We start from the raw sequence: 22,493 nt of genomic DNA on the forward strand, positions 1-22,493 counted from the left end.
TACTGTGCGTTTGATTATCAGTTTTTTTGTTAGTCTGTTAATCGTTTTTTCTTCCGTTGCGGCGCCTACGGCGGCGCAGGATGAAGCACAGATTAAGCAGGAGCTCAAACAACTTGATTCGAGTAAAAACCCCAAAGATGCAGAAATAGCTCAAGCGTTACAAGGCGCACTCAATTGGATAAACGAAACTCGTGATTCTGAAGCTAAAGCAAAATCTTATCAAAAAGCTATTGATGATTTCCCTAATATTATTAAGGAGCTAAGACAAAAGCTACTTAACGAAAGTGATCAACCTGCCCCTATCCCAGTTGGGATTAGTTTAGGGGAATTAGACCAGCGTATTATTCAACTCAGTAGCCAATTACTGGACCAAAGCCGTCTAACCCAACAGGAGCAAGATAAAGGCCGAGAGATCAGTGAGTCATTAAATGTACTGCCACAACAACTTTCTGAAGCAAGGCGTATACTCACTGAAGCAACATCACGCTTTCAATCCCTTAGTACTCCATCAACGCCTTTGGCTGAAGCCCAGTATACCTTAGCTCAAGCGGAAGTAAGTGCTCGCAAATCAGCCGTTAATGAATTAGAAATGGCGCAGTTGTCCGCCAATAATCGCCAAGAAATTTCACGTATTACTTTAGAGTTATATAAAAAACGTTATCAACGCATGGAGCTTGAGCTTCAAAAATTACGTGACTTTCAAAATACTCAACGCCAACAAAAAGCCATTTTAGCTTTAGAACATACAGAAATGTTGGCTGAACAAGGTGAATTAACGCCCTTTTTGAAAGAACAGCTTGATGTCAACCGTAAAATGTCACAAGAATTAACGGCTCAAGCTCAACGTATGAGTGCGATTACCACCAGCCAATCGGAAATCTCTACCAGTATTCGCGATGCTCGCCAAGCATTAACAACCATTCGCGAGCAAGCTCAATGGATCAGTAGTTCGAGTACTCTAGGGGAAGCATTGAGGACACAGCTTTCTCGTTTGCCAGATATCCCTAAAAGCCAGCAACTTGACCGTGAAATGGCTGATTTACGAGTCCAACGCTTAAATTACGAAGATAGCCTTGATAGACTAACTAAAATTGATACCCGCGAACAAGAAACGGCTAATGAGCTAAATGCAGCCCAAATTCAGGTTTATCAATCTTTAATCAAAACACGTCGGGAGCTATTAACCTCGTTGATTTCAGGTCTTGACGCTGAAATGTTAGAACTGACAAAGTTAAATGTTGCGACAGGGCAATTAACAGATGCATTAAAAGAAGTAAAAGATGCGTCTAACCGCTACCTATTTTGGGTAGCTGATGTCCCGCCAATTAGCATCAGTTATCCCGTATTGCTAGTCACAGATATTACCCAGTTACTGTCACTTGATACCTTGTCCCAGCTTGCTGGCGCACTCAGTGTTATGGTGACAACCCAAGATACTTTTTTATATCTTTTAGGTTCAATAGCACTGGTCATTTTTAGCATCAGTACTCGCAAACATTACCAAGCATTCCTTGATCGCTCCAGTTTACGTATCGGTAAAGTGACGCAAGACCGCTTCTATTTAACCATCCGTACTATTTTCTGGTCGATTATTGTGGCACTGCCATTACCAATGATGTGGTCCGCTATAGGTTATGGGTTACAAAGTGCATGGCAGTATCCGATGGCCGTTGCCATTGGTTTTGGCGTGAGTGCAACCACACCACTTTTATGGCTGTTTATGATCAGTGAGACCTTCTCTCGCCCAACGGGGTTATTTATTTCCCACTTTGGCTGGGACAAAGACGCTGTCAAACGAGCGATGCGTTATTACCGTATGGCTATTTTTGTTATCGTCCCTCTCGTTATGGCCATTATTACCTTTGAACATTATAGTGATAGGGAATTTGCGGCAAGTATTGGCCGTTTCTGCTTCATCTTTTTGTGTATCGCATTAAGCCTAATTACTAATAACCTACGTCGCTCACAAATTCCGCTGTATATAGATAGACATGGGTCTGGGGAAAATATTGTTAATAAAGCACTATGGTGGATGATATTACTCGCCCCCATCATTGCCGCATTTTTCTCTATTTTAGGCTATTTTTCAACATCACAAGCCCTACTCGCCCGCTTAGAAACCTCCGTGGCAATTTGGTTTGTGATCCTCATTATATATCACACCATTCGTCGATGGATGTCGATGCAACGCCGTAAGCTTGCGTTTGAGCGTGCTAAGCAGCGCCGTGCAGAGATTTTGGCACAACGAGCCAAAGGTGAAGATGATAACCAACAAGCAAGTGCCAGCAGCGAAGGGAATATTGATATCGAAGAACAGGTCATTGACCTTGATACTATCAGTACCCAATCTGTTGGGCTGGTACGCTCAATTTTAACCATGATAGCCTTGGTATCACTTATTTGGCTGTGGTCAGAATTACACACTGCATTTTCTTTCTTAGAAAATATTCGCTTATGGGATGTGACTTCCACAGTAAATGGTGTTGATACTATTCAGCCTATCACGATGGGTTCTATCTTTATTGCCATTTTAACGATTATTGTAACGGCTCAATTAGTTCGTAACCTTCCAGCTTTATTGGAACTTGCAGTATTACAGCATTTAGATTTAACGCCAGGTACTGGCTACGCTATCAGTACACTAACCAAGTATGGTATCACCCTTATTGGTACCATTGTCGGCTTCTCTATGTTAGGGATTGACTGGTCAAAACTTCAATGGTTAATCGCGGCAATGGGGGTTGGGCTTGGCTTCGGTTTACAAGAAATTTTTGCCAATATTATTTCTGGTTTGATGATTTTATTTGAAAAACCAATTCGTATCGGGGACACCGTGACTATTCGTAACTTAACGGGTAGCATCACCAAAATCAATACCCGGGCAACGACCCTAACAGATTGGGATAGAAAAGAAATTATTGTGCCGAACAAGGCTTTTATTACCGAGCAATTTATTAACTGGTCACTTTCTGACACTATCACCCGTATCGTTATGACCATCCCCGCACCATCAGATGCCAACAGTGAGTTAGTGACTAACACTATTTTACGTGCAGCGAATCGCTCTACGATGATCTTAGATAACCCAGCGCCAGAAGTGTATTTGGTTGATTTACAGCAAGGGATTCAAATATTTGAGTTACGTGTCTATGCAGCTGAGATGGGGCACCGCTTACCGGCTCGTCATGAGATCCACCAAAATATTTTAGTTTCCTTTGCTGAACAAGGGATTACCTTACCATTCCCACCATTCCAAGCGAGGGTCGATGTGCGCGATAACTCACTGCAGAGTGCAACTAACAACCTCTCTGGGCGTAATCCTGCTCGTAAGTCTGGGGAGTTGTAAACCGATTATGTCGCTAGAGCCACAGCATCAAGATGAGCTAATTAAGCTGAGGATTGCCCAACTTGAACGAGTTGGGTCAATTTTATTCTTTTTGATCCCATTAATTATCTTATTAATCGTTGGTAAAAGTTTCGCATTTAATACACTCTACCTATGGCAAGCTTATTGCTTAGTCTACATTGTGATATTTCGCATGATGACGGCGACGCTTTCTTCTAAAGAAGTACAGCTGAGTATCCGACGGGGGTGGGGTTATAACCGCTTTTATCGGTTGAGTTGGAGCTACCTGATATTGTCACTACTTATAATGGCAGGGGCCAGAATTATCTCCGGCCCATCAAACTAACAATCAACTGGCTTTTTTCCCGTAGGATTTAATATAACTTTCAGCCAGTTTCTGCGCTTGTTGTAAGTCTGCGCTCTCTAATTGCTCTTCAATTTTACTTTGCAAACGGCGGCTCTCCGCATTGCCACTATAAACTGCGGTAGATAACCATGCATAAGCTTGCTGTAAGTTTTTCTTAACACCACGCCCTTCTGAATACATCACCCCTAAACGGTCTTGGGATTTGGCATCTTTTTGTTTGGCGGCTTTTCTAAACCAAAAGACAGCTTTTTCATCATCTAAATCAACACCACTGCCAATCGAATACATCTGAGCAATATGGAATTGGGCAATAACATTACCGCCTTGAGCGGCTTTTCTAAACCAAAAAGCGGCCTTTTCTAAATTTTGCGGGACACCCAAGCCTTGGGCATACATCATTGCCATATTGGTTTCAGCGCGAGTATCACCATTTTCCGCCGCTTGTTCATACCATAACATCGCTTTATCATAGTCACGACGAACACCAAAACCATTCACAAACATGGTGCCAAGCCTAAACTGTGCGTCAGAATTCCCTTGGTTCCCAGCCCGAACAAACCAATCCGCTGCGGCTTTCGAGTCTTGAGAAACCCCGTTACCTTTAAAATAACGTTCTCCAAGTTGGAATTGAGCTTCAGGGTCACCTTTTTGCGCTAATTGTTTAATCTGCTCTATCGTGGGTTCTTGCTCTGTGGTTGCAGCAGTAGGAGCTGTACTCGGTGTTGCAATTAATACTGAGCTATAAAAAACAGAACTCACCAACAATGCTAACGCAATTTTTTTCATCCTAAGAAACCCTCAACAGTGCTATATCCATTAATATCGACCCAAACACCTAGACCCCTAGTGTAAATTTTCTCTTTGTGAGAAAAAATAGGAAAAATGACCTAATTGACTTAAAAAGCACGTTTCGCCGAATTTCAGTCCCAACTGGCTAGCTTTCTAAATTAAGTATAAATAAGTTGGGTAAATACCATACTTACCCAACTTATTACTGAAGGGCTTACCTCAACACTATACGTTACTTAAGTATTTGTTTCTTAAATAACGAGCAACAGCATCATCACTATTTGAACCGATCACTTCCATCGTCGGTAACGCATCCTTCAGTAACTGGTGGGCATTTTGCATAATACAACCCTTTCCAGCCATGGTAAGCATCTCTTTGTCATTCATGCCATCACCAAATGCGATACAATCATTTGTAGCATAGCCATGTAACCCAGCAACTTGCTTCAAGGCCTCACCTTTAGAAACTGCCCCAGCCATAACTTCAAGACAGCTACGCAAAGAAAATGTGACATTCACTTTATCTTTCCAGCGATCCTGAATTCGCTGCTGCAAATCCACTAATAGATCATGATCTTCACTGGTGTAATAAACTTTGCAAACTTCTGAGGTTTTAAAGTTATGTCGATCAAACAGTTGATAATTAAACACCGATTCTTTGAAAAACTCTTTTTGCTCTGGGCTTTCTCGGTTAATAAACCAATCATCACCATGATAATAGTTAGTGACGAGCTCTGGGTTATCAAATTCCATTAGGCAAAGCTCATGGGCGATTTGGGCATCAACATTGTGCTCAAAAATCAAGTCACCCTGTGTGTTATGAATACGAGCACCATTTGAAGTGATCATATAAGCATCGATGCCTAAGCCATCGCGGATTTGTGCAACGTCCACGTGATGGCGCCCAGTAGCAAACACAAAATGAATATCTTGTGTTTCAACTAACTGTTTTAATGTGTCTTTGGTATAAGACGTTAAGTCATGATTGGGAGATAGTAATGTCCCATCTAAATCGGAGGCAACTACTGGATATTTCATATTCAAACCCTAACTAATACTGCTCAAAAAAATCACAGATAGCGTTGAGTGCCATAGCTCTTAACGCATCCACTTCAAATAGGATTTCATGGTGTGCCCCTTCAATGACGAGAGGTAATTTTTCTTCTCTTCCTATTTGCGCTTTTTGCCGACTTTGGCAAAAAGCTTGTAGCTCTTTATTGCTGACCACTTTTTCTTCGCTGGCTTCCAACACCATCAGTGGTACATCAATGTCCCCCGCTTTCGCAATTAGCTCATCGCCCATCGCAAAACTCTCACGCAACCAGTGGTATGTTGGCCCACCTAAACGTAATTCGGGGTAATCCGCATAGTAACGCAAATAACGCCGATAACGCTCTGAGCTGTGTGTTAATACATTGATTAAATAAGGTAAAGGCTGCCACTTACCTGTTGATGCCGCATAATCATTACGCACACTCTCACGTGATTCTGCCCTATCAACAATAAAACTCGCCATCCAACGAGGCATTGGCAGATTGATACCAATCATCGGTGCGCACAGAGTCGCAGCATCAAAGGTGAGGCTATCGCGCAATAAATACCCTGCAAGAATTGCGCTCCCCATAGAATGCGCCAATGCGTAACATTTTGGGTAATGGCGATACTTAACCTCTAATTCGATAAATTTTTCAAAATCATCAATATAGTCAGTGAACTTTTCAACATGCCCTTTTTGAGGGTCTGTCAGCATACGGCCTGAACGCCCTTGACCACGATGATCTATAATAAATACGTCATAGCCTAAATGATAAAAATCATATGCTACTTCAGGATACTTCACATAACTTTCACTTCGACCAGGTGAAATGACGACCGCTTTATGGTGGGTAGGATGAATAAACCGGACATAATGAATAGGGATATCATCAACACCAAGGAAATTAAATTCTTCACGGTGCTGCCAGAAATCTAAAAGGGGGCCGTTGGTAAAGGCAGAAAATTGAGTTTCTCGATTCAGCCAACTTTCTTTTAGGCTTTCAGGCGTCATCCGGTAGTTTCCTTATTTATTCATTCATAACCTTCAAGATGGTCTCGGATAAGCGTCATAAATGCATCCCCAAAACGTTCAAGCTTACGCTCACCAACGCCATTAATTAACAGTAACTCAACCGAAGAGGTTGGTGTATGTTCGGCCATTTCGATAAGTGTCGCATCATTAAATACCACAAATGGTGGGATATTTTCTTCGTCTGCTATCGATTTACGTAATTTACGCAATTTCGCAAATAGCTTCTTATCATAATTACCATGATAAATTTTGTTTTGTTGATTACGGCTTTTTGCCACTAAAACACGAGGAACTGCGAGTTGTAATGCACTTTCACCTCGCAATATTGGCCTAGCGGCTTCGGTGAGTTGCAGTGCAGAAAAGTGCGTAATGTTCTGAGTGATCATGCCTAAATGTACCAATTGGCGGATCACACTAACCCAATGCTCATTACTGTGTTCTTTACCGATACCATAAACAGGCAGCTTGTCGTGCCCTAAATCCCGTATCCGTTGATTATTCGCACCACGCAACACCTCAACAATATAGCCGATACCAAAGCGTTGACCAACACGATAAATACAAGAAAGCGCTTTTTGTGCATCAATTAACCCATCATACTGTTTCGGTGGGTCTAAACAAATATCACAATTACCACAAGGCTGCTGTCGATTTTCGCCGAAGTAGTTCAGTAAGACTAAGCGACGACAGGTCTGAGCCTCCGCAAAAGCGGCTATCGCATTCAGTTTATGCCGCTCGATATCCTGCTGCATACCTGCGGGTTTTTCTTCAAGGCAACGACGCAGCCATGCCATATCTGCTGGGTCATAAAATAGAATGGCTTCGGCTTCAACGCCATCACGCCCCGCACGACCCGTTTCCTGATAATATGCTTCAATATTACGAGGAATATCAAAGTGAGCAACAAACCGTACATTGGATTTGTTGATGCCCATTCCAAAAGCCACTGTTGCAACCACAACTTGTAAGTTATCTTTTAAAAAGGCGTCTTGTACCCACTCTCGTTGTGAAGCCTCTAGCCCCGCATGGTAAGCTGCAACACTCAAGCCTCGTTTTTGCAGGCGCTCGGTGGTTTCCTCAACTTTATTACGGCTATTACAATAAACGATCCCCGCCTTCCCTTTTTGGCTTTTAATAAAAAACCAAAGTTGATCCAAAGGCTTATATTTCTCTACTAGGGTATAACGAATATTTGGTCTATCAAAACTGCTCACATGAACCAAAGGATCACGCAGCTCTAATAAGCGAATAATATCTGCTCGAGTTGTTTCATCTGCGGTGGCCGTTAATGCCATAACGGGGATATCAGGCAAAGATTGCCTTAACTGACCTAATGAACGATATTCAGGGCGAAAATCATGCCCCCATTGTGAAATGCAGTGCGCTTCATCAACCGCCAGCAAACTGATATTCCAATTCGATAATTGGCTCAGAAAATAATCAGTCAGTAACCGCTCAGGGGCAACATATAATAATTTAATGTCACCACGGCTACATAATTCCATGATTTGGCGCTGTTCTTGGGAGGTTTGCGATGAATTTAGACAAGCCGCACTGACACCGTGTAACCGCAATTGGTCTACTTGGTCTTTCATCAGTGAAATAAGAGGAGAGACCACCAAGGTAACCCCTTCTTTTACTAAAGCAGGCACTTGGTAACATAAGGACTTGCCGCCCCCTGTTGGCATTAACACTAAGCAATCACGATTATCAAGGATAGCCCCAATAACTGCATCTTGCCCAGAGCGAAATGACTGGTAACCAAATGTACTGTTAAGCACATTTTCAGCCAGCGAAAGTTGGTTAATGACACAAGCAGTTGACACAAACTTCCTCAATCTATAAAACAAGTCGCTGCCCAGTTGAGCAGCGAATTTGTTGATTCATCAAAAGATATTTAGCTCTAACTAACAAAATCAGGTTGAGCTAACCTTAGATTACAACATATCGTTTAACATAACACCGATACCAAATCGAGTTTGGCGATAGTTGTAGTCTATCATTGACTCGCCATATCCGCTAAACAACTGAGTATAAATTCGCACATGTTTACTAATTGGATAGCTCCAACCTAATTCAGCACCGCCATAACCGGTGTTCCAGTTATAACGACCCGTGGTTGTAAACACACTGTCACCCAGCGCATAACCGACTTTCAGGCGGTAATATCCCATATATTTTGTGATATCTGAGTTATCATCGCTACCTTCGCTTTCATGAATACGGTACCAAGGTTTTAGGTCAACTTGCCAATTGCCATTTTGTGCCATCATCCTTGCATATACCCGATTCCAGCTACGTGAGGTTGGGTCGGAACGACCATTTGATTCATGGTTAAAACCAGTTTCAATTTCACGCAAATTCCAGCCACCCAGTTGATAATCGGTTAGCCAGCCGACAAAAACCTGCGGCTCATAATTGGTTTCACGAAAAGGAGAAGATTCTTTTTTATTGCTCAGTTGCCACCAAGAACGTTGTGTATACGAGACCGCGAGAATGGAATCATCCCCTGCAATCCCCTCCCATAAAGGAAAGGCTAAACTTAATTGAAATTTAACTTCATCTTTTAATGCATCATCCCCCCAGTTGTAGCTCGAAATCGCATTTTTATTTATCGAGGAAGTATAGGTGTAAATGATGTAATTTGATTCATACGGATACAACACAAAAGGGTTATCATAATTTTGTAATAACCCTGAAATAATGCTCCCTCTGATTGGTGTGTTGCTCGTTGTATCCTGATTTGACTGGGAATTAATTTCAGTCGCAGATAGAGAAGCAGACCAAAAACAGAGCACGGCACTCAATAACACTGCTAAAGCACGCATTAGTCATTCCTATTTTCAACATCGTCAAAAAAAAGTTTGTCCTATTTTACACATAAAACCCACAGACTGTTGAAAGATTATTCATACGTTTGTTAGAGACATATTTTATACATAATGTTAACTTATCATTTACATTTTATTCAAAGGATGAACATGATGAATGACCGTATCTATACCTTAGAAGAAGCCAGTGAGCTAATGAGCCATGCATTTATCTACAAAATGCCTTTTAACCAATTACTCGGCATTAAACTGGCCAATATGAATGATGATTTTGTTCAGCTAACAATTGAAAACCGCCAACAACTCATTGGCAACTTCACTCAAAATATTCTACATGGTGGTGTGATTGCCTCTATTTTAGATGTTGCTGGCGGAATGGTGTGTATTAACCGCATATTGCAGCGCATTGACCCGCTATCACATACAGAAATTGTGGATAAAATGTCGCGAATGGGCACAATTGATCTACGCGTGGATTATTTACGTCCTGGACGTGGTGAAGTATTTACCGCGAGTGCCAGTTTATTAAGAGACGGCAATAAAATAGCCGTCACCCGTTGTGAATTACATAATGAAAATAACCAACATATTGCGACTGCGACCGCTACTTATCTCGTTGGTTGAGTTAGTGTTGTAAATAATTAGTCACTTAGTAAACTATTAACTTGTAAAAAAACCTGAGCAATGTCACATTAGTGGCATCAAAAATCGAGCCGCACAAAAAACGGCTCGGTATCTCTGTATAAATTTCTTTTAGTTTTTAATTCAATTTCAGAGCCAACAATGAGCCAGCAAAATACTACCAAAGGCGTATTATGTGCCTTAGGCGCCTATTTTATTTGGGGTGTCGCACCTATTTATTTTAAAAGTATCCAAGAAGTGCCCGCAGAAGAAATCCTGACTCATCGTATTATCTGGTCATTTTTCTTTATGATTTTGTTATTAACCGTTTCACGACATTGGAATTATGTCCGTCAAGTACTCAAGCAACCCAAGAAAATATTACTTCTCGGCGTGACAGCGACAACAATTGCTTGCAACTGGTTAATTTATATTTGGTCTGTTAATAATGGTTATATGTTACAAGCAAGCTTAGGCTACTTTATCAACCCATTAGTTAACGTATTGTTTGGTATGTTATTTTTACAAGAGCGCTTCCGCCCTATGCAATGGTTTGCCGTCGCGCTTGCCTTAACTGGGGTATTAATCCAACTTTGGCAATTCGGTTCAGTCCCCGTTATCGGCTTAAGTCTAGCTGTAACATTTGCAACGTATGGTTTATTACGTAAAAAACTTGGCGTAGATGCTCAAACAGGGATGACATTCGAGACATTATGGCTACTACCTGTTGGCGTTATTTTCTTATTATTTTTTGCAGATAGCCCTACCAGTAACATGGCTGTCAATGATTGGCACTTGAATATTCTATTGATTGCCGCGGGTGTTATTACGACGGTGCCATTATTATTATTCACAGAGGCAGCAAACCATTTACGGTTATCCACCCTTGGGTTTTTCCAATATATGGGGCCAAGTATTATGTTCTTGCTGGCGGTCTTTGTGTATGGCGAAGTCATGACCACTGAATTATTAGTAACTTTTGGCTTTATCTGGATTGCATTAGTTTTGTTTACATTAGATGCTTTATATACTCAACAAAAGCTGAGGAAGAAATAAATTATCGCAATTTATATAAAGCTGCATAGTGGATAAACAGTGCCAATTTCAAACACCGACTTTGTTTTTAATATAAAAAGAAAGTCGGTGTTTCATTATATGGAACAAAAATAATTAATTTAATTAATGCAATGATGATAAAAAAGAATATTAATTTTTTATTATGAATAATACTTAGAGTTAATCAAAACCAGATAGATTAATTCTCACACCCCATAACGAAATCAAAAATAATCATATAAATCAATTAATTACAATAACCTCATTTGGCTTGATTTTATTCTAAAAATAGCTATCATTTAACCTATCTTAAATTCTCATCAATTAACTGACTCTTCTATAAACAACTTATTGATATAAAAGTAATTCTATATTTTTTTCAATTAATGATTGCTTAATAGGAACTTGGTAATTATATTGTACGCCGCTTGTATTCACCCCAGCGGATGGTGATGGTCCGATTCATCACTGACGTTTCATTAAAGTGCGCACGATGACATTTAATTAAAATGTCCTGGTGCGAGGTTTTCTGAAATTGAATATGACGCGTAAGTATTAAATAAAAACAGTGTAGTACTATAGCCAATGTTATAAAGACCAAGCTATATGGCTGCATTTTAGGTTCACTCTCCCTGAGTATTCAGACAGAGTTAACGTTGTTAAGGGCTTTTGGGAAGGGCTTCAAAATGCAACAGAATACCGTTCAAATGAAACGCGTACTAACCACTCCTGCGTTAGTTTTTTTCGGGCTGGCCTATATGGTACCACTCGGAATTTTCACCACCTATGGGCAAGTTACTGTATTAAGTGAAGGGCATTTGCCTGTCGCTTATTTGATTACATTAGCCGCTGTCTTTTTTACTGCCATGAGCTATTGCAAAATGACTAGCGCACTTCCACTTTCTGGATCTGCCTACTCATATGTACAAAAAACTTTCGGCGGCACACTTGGCTTTTTAGTTGGTTGGGCACAATTGCTCGACTACCTATTCCTACCAATTATCAACTACATCGCGATTGGGATCTTCGTTCATGAAGCTTTCCCTGATATTCCAATGTATGTGATTATTTGTAGCACCATCACAATTGTTAGCATTATGAATATATTGGGGATCAAATTAGTTTCCTCAATGAATATGCTAATCATTTTAATGCAATTTGTGTTTATCGCTGTATTTTTATACCTAAGCTTTAAAACATCATTTGTATTAGATGCAGATGCCTTATTGGCGCCAATTACGGTTATGGCAGATCAAGCCTCTGGGCTGTTTGCAGGTGCCGCAGTGCTGTGCCTAGCCTTCCTTGGCTTTGATGCAATTTCAACCATGGCAGAAGAAACCAAAGATGCACGCAGCGCATTACCTAAAGCAATCCTATACACTGTGTTTATCGCTGGAACGCTATTTGTCGTTATCTCCTACGGCGCACACCTCGTTTATCCAATGTGGCAGGACTTTATTCCTAATACCGATGTTGCTAGCCTTGCTGTGATGAAACAAGTCGGTGGCGCAATGATGGCATCGAGCTTTATCACCGCCTATGTTATTGGTGTATTTGCCTCAGCGATGACCTCACAGGCCAGTATTGTGCGGATTTTCTATGCGATGGGCCGTGAGGGCGTACTGCCGCGTTCTTTATTTGCTTATTTACATCCAAAACTCAATACGCCTGTTTATTCCATTATTTTTGTGGCTATCGCTTCCCTGCTTTCATTAATTTTATCCCTAAGCATGGTTGCATCGATGATAAGCTTTGGTGCTTTGATTGCCTTCACTTTCGTGAATTTATCCGTAATCAAACATTTCTATATTGACCGAAAAGCGTCATTAGATAATACAAAAATTGTCACATGCCTGATAATGCCGTCCATTGGTGTTATCTTAACCTTATGGTTATGGACAAGCCTTGATAGCGAAGCCTTTAAAGTCGGTTTATGGTGGTTAGCTGCTGGTGCTGTTTATCTCACCCTGCTCACCCATGGCTTCACTCGTCGTCCTCCTGCAATTTCTGATGACGAAACTGAGATGATTATTAACTAATCATTTCATACTTTATAAATAATTACGGGGGAGCATTTGCCTTCCCCGTTGTTTTTTAGCTTTGTTGCTTCTAAAGCACTACTGATACAGACGGTTTACTATGAATAATCCATTTGCTGATGTTATTTATTTTAACGGTTATATCTACACCGCAGATAACCAGAATCGCGTAGTTGATGCGATTGCGCTCCGTGACGGCTATATTCTCGCAACAGGCACCTCAGATGAACTTCATCAATATGTTGGTCCTGAAACAGAAAGTATCGATTTAGAAGGCAAAATGATGATGCCCGGCATTATTGATGGCCATATGCACCCATTTTGGGGTGGCATTCAATTGTTCGGCTGCCATTTGAACTATGAATCTTTGACTATCGATCAAATTTTAGAGCGCGTTCAAGACCATTTAGATAAAGACCCTCGTACCGGTGAAAATGATTGGCTAAAAGTAACCGCTTGGCTACGCCAAGGAATGCTCCCTGCAGGGGTTGATATGTACCGTGAAGACATGGATAAACTGAACACTCAGCGCCCTGTCGTCCTGTTTTCCAATGATTGCCATACATTGCTCGCCAATAGCCGTGCACTCGAACTCTTTGGCATTACCAAAGAAACCCCTGAGCCCCCTGATGGTAAAATTGGTAAATATGAAAATGGCGAGTTAAACGGTATTTTAGAAGATGCCCCTGCCATGCGTGCAGCCGACAGCATTCCTTCTATTCGCGATGACCAAGCTATTGAAGTTGCTGAATTAGTTCAAAAAGTATTGAATCAACAAGGCGTGACTATGGTCATGGATGCTCGGGTTTCTGAACAACAACTCGAAGCATTTTCACAATTACAACAACGCGGTGATTTAACGCTCCGTTTCCAAGCGGCTCGTGAAATTACCCCAGATGAAACTCCTGATGTGGCATCCGTTGCTAGCGCGGTGGATAAAGCCGTTGCATTTGCCAAAAAATGGCACCAAGCAGATTGGACACCGGCTCCAGGAATAGGATTGAATAATATTAAGATGTTTGTTGATGGCGTGATGCAGTTTCCAACCATGACCGCGTCATTATTACAACCATATCGTATTAATCAAGGTACTGATGATGCCCCTAATTGGGTCGAAACTAATAACTATGGCGACCTCTACTTCACTGCCGAAATCCTTGATGAACTGATGGAAAAAATAGCAGCGGCAGGTTATGACCCACACTTACACACTGTCGGCGAAGGTGCTGTGTCAATTGTATTAGATGCGATTGAAAAAATGCGAGCGGCACACCCCGAAAAAGATATTCGCCCAGGCTTAGCCCATAACGAACTAGTACATGCAGATGATTATGCACGCTTTGCCCGCTTGAAAACCATCGCTTGCCTATCTTTCCAATGGGCAGCACCAACACCTGAGCTCGCTGCTTTTGAAAAGAAAATGCTAGGTGATGAACGTTTTGAACAATTAGAACCTATCGCTAAATTTGTCGATGCAGGTGCTGTTGTTGCTTTTGGTAGTGACTGGCCAATTGATGATTTTGACGAATGGTATGACTTAAAAGTGGCAGCTACACGACGTGGGCGTGATATTAATGGTCAAAAAGCGCCAAGACTGGATAATGACCGCAACCTTACTGTTATCGAAGTTTTGCGCTCAGCAACTATTGATTCTGCTTATGCGCAACACCGAGAAGATGTACTTGGTTCACTCGAAGCAGGCAAATTTGCCGATATGATAGTGCTAGATCGCAATGTATTTGAAATCCCAGCCGATGATATTGAAAATGTAAAAGTATTGCGCACAATTATCGGTGGAAAAACCGTTCATATCGCTTAATTATATTTTTCTATTATTTAAATGAATAAATACCCCAATACTAATAGTAGCGTTGGGGTATTTTAATTAGGTGCTTAAAACCACAAACCTAACTGTCTAGGTTTGGATCGAGCCTCGTTGGTTAATAATAACTAACGGGGCTTTTTCATTTCTGATCCAAAAAATAAGTTTGAACCAGAAAGGCTCAAGCACAGAATCACAGCGTAACAAACTTTTATATTCCTCACACCTGTTATTACGATAATAAAAAGTATATTTTAAAATTAATAATCATATAATATAACAATAAACAATCTCGTTATAAATTATCGAAAAATATTAACGAGAATATATTATTATAAGAAAATGACTAAAAATATTTCTTTGTAAAAATAGCGCTTGCAAAAGAAAAAAGTTATAGCTAGTATTCCCAACGTTTTATATTCATCAACTAACTGCAAGGAGGTTTACAATGTCAAAAATTAATCAAACTCTTTGCGGGCACTGTCAAAAATAGCCATTCTTTAAAAAAAGATCCTATTCATATTGGCCCGCTAAATAACCTTATTTTTAATATTTAAATGAGTAAATAGCTTATGGGCAATACCCTTCATTTCGTTAGCGAACACGTTAGTTATATCGCAACGAAAAATACATGGATTGAAAGCAAAGCGATCCAACAATTACAAACAACGGCAAACTTACCAGATATGATATCTGTTGTTGGTATGCCTGATCTTCATCCAGGCCGAGGATATCCAATTGGTGCGGCATTTTTCTCTACTAAACGCTTCTATCCTGCATTAGTTGGCAATGATATCGGCTGCGGTATGAGTCTGTTTAAAACAGATATTAAACAATCAAAAGTTAACCTCGATAAATTAGAAAAACAGCTATCTCAGATGTCAGATCATGCCTCATTAGCATGGCTCGAAGAACATGTGCCAGACACAATGAGAACATGTGAATTTATGGCATCATTAGGCTCTATTGGTGGTGGGAATCATTTTGCAGAGTTCCAAGCCATTGACCAAGTATTGCACCCTGAATTATTTGCTACGAGTGGGTTAAATAAGCAACAGCTACTGCTATTAGTTCATAGCGGCTCGCGTGGTTTAGGCCAATCAATTCTTCGACAACACGTTGAAAAATATAACCACAATGGGCTTCTATCAGGCACTCGTGATGCTGATAATTACCTTAAAGCTCATCAAGGTGCTTTACATTTTGCGCAGGTAAATCGCCGTCTTATAGGGCTACGCATGCTGCAACAGGTTAAATCAACTGGTGAACTAAGCCTAGATGTTAACCATAATTTAGTCGAGGCATGTCAAATTAATGGCATAACTGGGTGGTTACATCGTAAAGGAGCAACCCCTTCAGACCGAGGGCTGGTAATTATTCCTGGTTCGCGTGGCGATTACAGTTATTTAGTCGCACCACAGGGAAATGACGCTTGCCTGAATTCCCTCGCTCACGGCGCTGGGCGCAAATGGATGCGAGGGGAGTGTAAAGGCCGCCTATCTCATCGCTACACACCTGTTCAATTATCTCGAACAGAACTAGGTAGCCGTGTCATTTGCGCCAATAAACAACTGATTTATGAAGAAGCCCCACAATCGTATAAATCAATTGATACTGTGATTGAAAGCATGGTGAATATTGGAGTAATCCAAGTGGTGGCTAGGCTTAAACCTATCATTACCTACAAAACCAGTGGGGAGTGTTAATCATGTTATTACAATTTTCCTCTGCACAAGGCCCTGAAGAATGCTGTATTGCGGTTGAAAAAGCACTAGCCTGTTTTCTACAAGAAGCGAATAAACACCAAGTTACAGTCAATTTGTTAGAGTCTGTCCCATCGAAACAAGGGTTAAAATCTGCATTAGTTTGCCTGGAAGGTGAAAATACAGAAACATTAGCCAATACTTGGTGCGGCACTGTTCAATGGCAATGTCAAAGCCCCATCAGGCCTCGCCATAAACGGAAAAATTGGTTTCTCAATGTCACGCGTTTTTCAGCGATCAAACCTATTGAAGAAAGTGAGATTGAGTTTGAATTTACTAAAGCCCAAGGCGCGGGTGGGCAACATGTAAATAAAACGTCTTCTGCAGTTAGAGCAAAACACATTGCCACAGGTATTGCGGTTAAAGTCCAGTCTGAGCGTAGCCAACACGCAAATAAGAGACTCGCAAGGCAATTAATCCAGTGGAAACTCAGTGAGTATTACTCACAACAACTGAGCTCATTAGACAAACAGCGACATCATTCCCATTACCAAATAGAAAGGGGAAATGCTACGATCACTTTTGTTGGAATAGAGTTTAAGCGAAGTAACTAACTAATGGGGGTCCACTCTGAAAGGTGGACCCCCAACGTGACCTATTACATACGATATTGATGTGGAATAAAGATCTGGCAGCCGTGAATAGTAAAATCTGCTGACAGGTTGTTATCTAAAGAGTGACTTTCTACTGGCTTTAGTGCCGCCATGTGGTTCGATAATAAAGTTTCTTGTGTACCCTCTCTAAACCCTTCGATAACTGGTGCTAAATTCTGTGGCTCAAGTACTTTACGATAGGCTTTAGCCTGCTCCTCTATAGTTTGCGGTGGGCTTTGGGGAAGAAACGCGCTACTTTGATTCGCTTTAATCAACGATGAAATCTGTACTTGCTCTTGGGGATTGTAGTCTTTCTTGATGATATCAACATATTTAATGACTTCACTATTTATTTCTTTAAATAGATATTTCATTTCTATATTATTATTGAAGCTTGATAGAAAAGCATGTTGAATAAGCGGCGGTTTTGAGGCGTAAATTTTAGGTAGAGTGTATGTTATATCCGATATTTTACCTATCCCCTCCTGAAACTTATCAAGCGTACTTATTAGCTTTTTATCTACTGCAACATCATTATATTCACTTAATTCATGAATTAAATTTTTAAAAAGTAAATGTTTAATTTTATTTTCACTATAAAAACTCATTGATTCAAAAATATATTTTACTGTAGACTCTCTATTTTCTAATACTAATTCATCTGAACTTAAAGGTTTTAAATCAATTAGTTTATAAAAATTTTTAATCTGTTCAGTTTCATACTTTAAAAACTTCTCTTCAATAACTTTGAATTGATTATTTAATTCTTTAATCAAATTTTTTACGTTATCAAGCGTTCCATAATTAGATTTCATAATAAAACTCCTTTTTAAAGTTAAGCTACTATTAACGTAGTAAAATAAAATATCGTTATTAACGTTAAAATACAAATTTATAGTTTGTATGTTTTAAAAGTTTATTGTTGAAATCTTGATAAGATAGCTTACTATCTAACAGTATCTAGAATATGAAAAAACTAATTAAGATACTGTTTCAGTTAAAAACCAACCGGCTATACTTTCACGTATCAATTTAGTTGGTAAAACCTCATGGGGAAACTCTTCTGACATAAAAAAGACCATACGCCCCGCAATCGGCTCTAATGTAAACAGTTGATTACCTGTTTGGTCGTAAACCACCAATTCACCACCATCACTAGGTTGCCATGATTCATTCATATATAAAACCGTCGTGACCTTACGCCGCCCAACACCCCTAGGGTTATCGACATGTCTCTTATAAAAACCACCCTGTGAATATCGGCAAAAATGCGTTTCAAAACCGCGTAAACCTAGGTAAAGTTGACGGTTGATTTCCTGTCTTATTTGTTCCATTTTCTCCATATAATCACAAATAGGAGCCCCCATTTCAGGTTCTAACCAAACTGTTTGGTCACCTCGAATTGCTTTATTCCCCTGTAACAAATTACGGTGACCAATACGTGCATCTTGCAGTGTTTCTGGAATGCAATCCTTGATAGCTTTTATATTAGGCGGGATCAAGAAACCGTCCCACACATACCAGCCCTGTGTAGAGAGTGAATCAATAAGTTTATTAATTGACATGATAAATACTAGAAAGGTTATTCGGTAAAACTTTATACGCTAAAAAAACAAAAAGATAAAATTAAAAGCTTAAATCTTATTGATTAAACTATCGAATCAATCTTTCTAACTAAAAACCCTTTATTTTTCATTATGTAAGTATTTTTAATCATTTGATTGAATAAGGTACCTATATAAATAAGTACCTTACACTAATAAATTATTTCGATTGATTTATTTTACAGATTAAAAATCAAACAATATTATCAGTGTGTTATTCCACACCATGCCGTCTTTCCAAAACAACTGTGCTTAGCAACAAAAACGAGAGGTTTATGTTGAGTTTCAACCAGTGCCTCTACAGATGAAGTCATTTCCTGAGACGGCTCTAGCGCCGCTGTCATTTCAATAAGGGCATCTGGTTTAGCTGTTCCAATAAGTGTATTTGGTTTCGCTGTTCCAATAAGTGCATCTGGTTTCGCTGTTCCAATAAGGGCATCTGGTTTCGCTGTTCCAATAAGGGCATCTGGTTTCGCTGTTCCAATAAGGGCATCTGGTTTCGCTGTTCCAATAAGGGCATCTGGTTTCGCTGTTCCAATAAGGGCATCTGGTTTCGCTGTTCCAATAAGGGCATCTGGTTTCGCTGTTCCAATAAGGGCATCTGGTTTCAGCAACGCCTCTAACCAATCACCCTTAATACCCGGATATTTCGTGCTAACTTCGTTCAGTTCAATCTGAAGAGAACTAAGTTCCTTCTCCACTAATTCACTATCCCTATTAACTACTGCAATAAAATCAAAAATCCGACGTTTTAACCCACCCACATTAACAAAGTTGACTGCCTTATATGTACTTGTTGGTTTGATAAATGTCTTTATATTTTTTTCTTTCTTGTTAAAAAACTCGCCTAGTGATTTAAGCTCGTCTCTCTGCTCTTTGTCTCTGACCTTTATTTTCTGTTTAACCTCATCCATAATTTTGTTCATTTTGACTCGATTAGGATGCTCAGACTGCTCTAATTGTATTTTTACTAATTCCATATTATTTGACATTTCATCTATACTGTTTTTATATCTCATTAATAAGCCATTTATATCTTTAATTTTATTTTTTATATTTATCAATCTTTCATTTAGTGCAGAAATACGTTTACTATCCATATAATTAAGCTCCATTTATTATCATTACGTTAGCCATGAACTACAATTTAATATTAAAAGATAAAAATAAAAAAACAAATTAATAGATCATATAAAAAATCAAAACAAATAAACTAAATAGTTTTAGAAATACATAATATAATTATTATATTATATATAACACCACCTAGAACGGTGGTGTTATATTTGAAATTTATGGTAACTATAAATTCTCTAGCCGTGCATATGAAGCCACTAGCCATTTAATCCCTTGTCCTTGAAAGGCTATCTGTAAACGACAATGTTCACCGCTGCCTTCTAGGTTAATAATAGTCCCCTCACCAAATTTAGGGTGCATTACCCGCTGCCCTAGCGCATAACCTGAATCATTTTGACTGATTGGTGTACCAAGGCGTTGATGGCTAACCGGACGAGAAACTGTGGCTCTTAGGCGAACTTCTTCGACACATTCAGTCGGTAGCTCACCAATAAAGCGTGATGGACGGTGATAGACTTCTTTACCGTATAACCGACGACTTTCTGCATAAGTAATGGTAAGTTTTTCCATTGCTCGGGTAACCCCCACATAAGCGAGCCGACGCTCTTCTTCAAGACGTCCGCTTTCATCCATTGACATTTGGCTGGGAAACATCCCTTCTTCCATTCCGACAATGAATACAACTGGGAATTCCAAACCTTTGGCTGAATGCAAAGTCATCAATTGAACAGCATCTTGGTTGGCATCCGCTTGCCCTTCCCCTGATTCAAGAGCTGCATGTGATAGAAATGCCTGTAATGGCATTAAATCTTGGTCTTCTTCTTGGTAGCTAAAGTCACGCGTTGCATTCACCAACTCTTCCAAGTTTTCGATACGCGCTTGGGCTTTTTCGCCTTTTTCCTGCTCATACATTGCACGCAAACCAGAATCGTGAATAACCCTGTCTGCTTGAACATGCAATGGCATATCTTGCGTTTCTTTCGCCAACGCTTCAACTAACTCTAAAAAACGCTCTATTGCTGCCGCAGCTCGCCCTCCAAGTACTTGCTCACGAAGTAAGTACTCACAACTTTCCCATAAAGTTAATTGTTGATCTCGTGCTGTTTGGCGAACGGTATCCAAAGTACGTTCACCTATTCCTCGTGTTGGCGTGTTGACCACACGTTCAAACGAGGCATCATCATTACGATTTGCTATCAGCCTTAAATAAGAAAGTGCATCTTTAATTTCCTGACGTTCAAAGAACCGTTGGCCGCCATATATGCGATAAGGCATGTTAGTTTGAATTAACGCCTCTTCAAGTACACGCGATTGGGCATTACTACGATATAACATGGCACAATCTTTTAACGCCCCGCCATTTTCTTGCCATTGTTTAATACGCCCAACAATATAGCGGGCTTCATCTAATTCATTAAATGCACAGTAGAGTGAAATGGGTTCACCATCCCCTCCTTCTGTCCATAAATTCTTGCCTAGCCGATCACTGTTATTCGCAATTAAAGCATTCGCCGCTTTTAATATATTATTTGTCGAGCGATAGTTTTGCTCAAGACGAATTGTTTCTGCACCGGGGAAATCATTAAGAAACCGTTGGATATTCTCTACTTGGGCACCACGCCAGCCATAAATTGATTGATCGTCATCACCAACAATCATGACCTTGCCTGTTTCCCCTGCTAATACTCGAATCCATGCATATTGAATATTATTAGTATCTTGGAATTCATCCACTAAAATATTAGTAAAACGTTCACGGTAGTGTTGTAATACATGGGGTTTATTCAACCACAATTCATGAGCCCGAAGTAACAGCTCAGCGAAATCGACCAAACCTGCTCTATCACAAGCCTCTTGATACGCCTGATATACTTTCAACCACGTCGCTTCAACAGGGTTACCATAGCTTTCAATATGTTGGGGCCTTAAACCTTCATCTTTTTTGCCGTTGATGTACCACATTCCTTGACGTGGGGGCCATTGTTTTTCATCTAAATTCATTGCTTTAAGCAAACGTCGAATTAAGCGATATTGGTCATCACTATCTAAGATTTGAAAATCCTGCGGTAAATTGGCATCCATATAATGTTGGCGCAACAAGCGGTGTGCTAAACCATGGAATGTGCCAATCCACATTCCACCTTCACTACTGCCAATCAACTGATTGATTCGATGACGCATTTCTGCCGCTGCTTTGTTAGTAAACGTCACTGCCATAATAGAAAATGGTGATGCATTTTCCACCGACATTAACCAGGCAATTCGGTGTACCAATACGCGAGTTTTACCACTGCCCGCCCCCGCGAGCACAAGTAAATTAGTACGCGGTGCGGCAACCGCTTCGCGCTGTTTGTCATTGAGACCTTCAAGCAGATAAGAGACGTCCATAATTACCATCAAAGCAAAGCAGTGGAAAATACCACTGTGAGGTTGTTAACAAAGGGGAATAAAAACGTAATTTCCCACTTTGTGTTATCAATCAAAAACCAATAAATTGATTTTCCTGATTTATTTTAA

17 protein-coding genes are annotated in these 22,493 nt (G+C 40.1%); 8 read left to right on the forward strand and 9 right to left on the reverse strand.

The window, feature by feature from the left end; genetic code table 11:
* Positions 1-4: 4 nt before the first annotated feature.
* On the forward strand, positions 5-3,346 hold the full coding sequence (mscM, locus tag P3L56_RS19660) for a miniconductance mechanosensitive channel MscM (RefSeq protein WP_042845826.1): 3,342 nt from the start codon (positions 5-7) through the stop codon (positions 3,344-3,346).
* A gap of 7 nt (positions 3,347-3,353) precedes the next feature.
* Complete coding sequence (locus P3L56_RS19665; protein WP_048605800.1) at positions 3,354-3,692, forward strand: hypothetical protein; 339 nt, start codon at positions 3,354-3,356, stop codon at positions 3,690-3,692.
* A gap of 3 nt (positions 3,693-3,695) precedes the next feature.
* Here the strand turns inward: P3L56_RS19665 and P3L56_RS19670 are convergent, their stop codons facing one another.
* The 5 genes from P3L56_RS19670 to pldA form a co-directional block, all read right to left on the reverse strand.
* Complete coding sequence (locus P3L56_RS19670) at positions 3,696-4,499, reverse strand: tetratricopeptide repeat protein (RefSeq protein WP_129466647.1); 804 nt, start codon at positions 4,497-4,499, stop codon at positions 3,696-3,698.
* A gap of 228 nt (positions 4,500-4,727) precedes the next feature.
* Positions 4,728-5,540 carry a sugar/pyridoxal phosphate phosphatase YigL gene (yigL, locus tag P3L56_RS19675; protein ID WP_042845830.1) on the reverse strand — a complete coding sequence of 271 codons (813 nt, stop codon included), beginning with the start codon at positions 5,538-5,540 and terminating at the stop codon, positions 4,728-4,730.
* A gap of 13 nt (positions 5,541-5,553) precedes the next feature.
* Positions 5,554-6,549: a lysophospholipase L2 gene (pldB, locus tag P3L56_RS19680; RefSeq protein ID WP_042845831.1), complete on the reverse strand. Its 996-nt coding sequence runs from the start codon at positions 6,547-6,549 to the stop codon at positions 5,554-5,556.
* A 20-nt stretch (positions 6,550-6,569) separates the two neighbouring features.
* A complete protein-coding gene (gene recQ, locus P3L56_RS19685; RefSeq protein ID WP_048605799.1) occupies positions 6,570-8,396 on the reverse strand; it encodes an ATP-dependent DNA helicase RecQ in 1,827 nt (608 codons plus the stop codon).
* A gap of 111 nt (positions 8,397-8,507) precedes the next feature.
* Positions 8,508-9,398, reverse strand: a complete 891-nt coding sequence (pldA, locus tag P3L56_RS19690) for a phospholipase A (RefSeq protein WP_198860988.1) — start codon at positions 9,396-9,398, stop codon at positions 8,508-8,510.
* 156 nt (positions 9,399-9,554) lie between these two features.
* Here pldA and P3L56_RS19695 point away from each other — a divergent pair, with 156 nt between their 5' ends.
* The 6 genes from P3L56_RS19695 (at position 9,555) to prfH (ending at position 17,256) form a co-directional block, all read left to right on the forward strand.
* Positions 9,555-10,025, forward strand: coding sequence for a thioesterase family protein (locus tag P3L56_RS19695; protein WP_042845835.1), 471 nt, complete (start codon positions 9,555-9,557; stop codon positions 10,023-10,025).
* A gap of 159 nt (positions 10,026-10,184) precedes the next feature.
* On the forward strand, positions 10,185-11,078 hold the full coding sequence (gene rarD, locus P3L56_RS19700; RefSeq protein ID WP_042845837.1) for an EamA family transporter RarD: 894 nt from the start codon (positions 10,185-10,187) through the stop codon (positions 11,076-11,078).
* A 686-nt stretch (positions 11,079-11,764) separates the two neighbouring features.
* Positions 11,765-13,117, forward strand: a complete 1,353-nt coding sequence (locus P3L56_RS19705; RefSeq protein ID WP_198860989.1) for an APC family permease — start codon at positions 11,765-11,767, stop codon at positions 13,115-13,117.
* Between the two features lie 100 nt (positions 13,118-13,217).
* On the forward strand, positions 13,218-14,936 hold the full coding sequence (locus tag P3L56_RS19710) for an amidohydrolase (protein WP_042845840.1): 1,719 nt from the start codon (positions 13,218-13,220) through the stop codon (positions 14,934-14,936).
* A gap of 575 nt (positions 14,937-15,511) precedes the next feature.
* Positions 15,512-16,645: an RNA ligase RtcB family protein gene (locus P3L56_RS19715; protein ID WP_048605796.1), complete on the forward strand. Its 1,134-nt coding sequence runs from the start codon at positions 15,512-15,514 to the stop codon at positions 16,643-16,645.
* Positions 16,645-17,256 (forward strand): peptide chain release factor H, encoded by a 612-nt coding sequence (gene prfH, locus P3L56_RS19720; RefSeq protein WP_226693414.1) that lies wholly within the window; start codon positions 16,645-16,647, stop codon positions 17,254-17,256. Before P3L56_RS19715 ends, prfH begins: the two co-directional genes overlap by 1 nt.
* Positions 17,257-17,300: 44 nt before the next feature.
* Here the strand turns inward: prfH and P3L56_RS19725 are convergent, their stop codons facing one another.
* The 4 genes from P3L56_RS19725 to uvrD form a co-directional block, all read right to left on the reverse strand.
* Positions 17,301-18,110: a hypothetical protein gene (locus P3L56_RS19725; protein WP_129466649.1), complete on the reverse strand. Its 810-nt coding sequence runs from the start codon at positions 18,108-18,110 to the stop codon at positions 17,301-17,303.
* A gap of 165 nt (positions 18,111-18,275) precedes the next feature.
* Complete coding sequence (locus P3L56_RS19730; RefSeq protein ID WP_042845847.1) at positions 18,276-18,860, reverse strand: 2OG-Fe(II) oxygenase; 585 nt, start codon at positions 18,858-18,860, stop codon at positions 18,276-18,278.
* Positions 18,861-19,105: 245 nt separating this feature from the next.
* Positions 19,106-19,999, reverse strand: coding sequence for a hypothetical protein (locus P3L56_RS19735; protein ID WP_316927688.1), 894 nt, complete (start codon positions 19,997-19,999; stop codon positions 19,106-19,108).
* Between the two features lie 202 nt (positions 20,000-20,201).
* Positions 20,202-22,364, reverse strand: a complete 2,163-nt coding sequence (gene uvrD / locus P3L56_RS19740; RefSeq protein WP_048605792.1) for a DNA helicase II — start codon at positions 22,362-22,364, stop codon at positions 20,202-20,204.
* Positions 22,365-22,493 lie beyond the last annotated feature (129 nt).

This window comes from Providencia sp. PROV024 (assembly GCF_032709665.1).
In the GTDB taxonomy this organism is placed as follows: domain Bacteria; phylum Pseudomonadota; class Gammaproteobacteria; order Enterobacterales; family Enterobacteriaceae; genus Providencia; species Providencia huashanensis.

What these genes read in the sequence shown, in the direction of transcription:
- rarD (WP_042845837.1), top strand. Translation starts at nt 10,185, where the DNA reads ATGAGCCAGCAAAATACTACCAAAGGCGTATTATGTGCCTTAGGCGCC.
- P3L56_RS19670 (WP_129466647.1), bottom strand. Translation starts at nt 4,499, where the DNA reads ATGAAAAAAATTGCGTTAGCATTGTTGGTGAGTTCTGTTTTTTATAGC.
- P3L56_RS19705 (WP_198860989.1), top strand. Translation starts at nt 11,765, where the DNA reads ATGCAACAGAATACCGTTCAAATGAAACGCGTACTAACCACTCCTGCG.
- uvrD (WP_048605792.1), bottom strand. Translation starts at nt 22,364, where the DNA reads ATGGACGTCTCTTATCTGCTTGAAGGTCTCAATGACAAACAGCGCGAA.
- P3L56_RS19665 (WP_048605800.1), top strand. Translation starts at nt 3,354, where the DNA reads ATGTCGCTAGAGCCACAGCATCAAGATGAGCTAATTAAGCTGAGGATT.
- P3L56_RS19735 (WP_316927688.1), bottom strand. Translation starts at nt 19,999, where the DNA reads ATGGATAGTAAACGTATTTCTGCACTAAATGAAAGATTGATAAATATA.
- P3L56_RS19725 (WP_129466649.1), bottom strand. Translation starts at nt 18,110, where the DNA reads ATGAAATCTAATTATGGAACGCTTGATAACGTAAAAAATTTGATTAAA.
- P3L56_RS19710 (WP_042845840.1), top strand. Translation starts at nt 13,218, where the DNA reads ATGAATAATCCATTTGCTGATGTTATTTATTTTAACGGTTATATCTAC.
- pldB (WP_042845831.1), bottom strand. Translation starts at nt 6,549, where the DNA reads ATGACGCCTGAAAGCCTAAAAGAAAGTTGGCTGAATCGAGAAACTCAA.
- yigL (WP_042845830.1), bottom strand. Translation starts at nt 5,540, where the DNA reads ATGAAATATCCAGTAGTTGCCTCCGATTTAGATGGGACATTACTATCT.
- pldA (WP_198860988.1), bottom strand. Translation starts at nt 9,398, where the DNA reads ATGCGTGCTTTAGCAGTGTTATTGAGTGCCGTGCTCTGTTTTTGGTCT.
- P3L56_RS19695 (WP_042845835.1), top strand. Translation starts at nt 9,555, where the DNA reads ATGAATGACCGTATCTATACCTTAGAAGAAGCCAGTGAGCTAATGAGC.
- P3L56_RS19715 (WP_048605796.1), top strand. Translation starts at nt 15,512, where the DNA reads ATGGGCAATACCCTTCATTTCGTTAGCGAACACGTTAGTTATATCGCA.
- P3L56_RS19730 (WP_042845847.1), bottom strand. Translation starts at nt 18,860, where the DNA reads ATGTCAATTAATAAACTTATTGATTCACTCTCTACACAGGGCTGGTAT.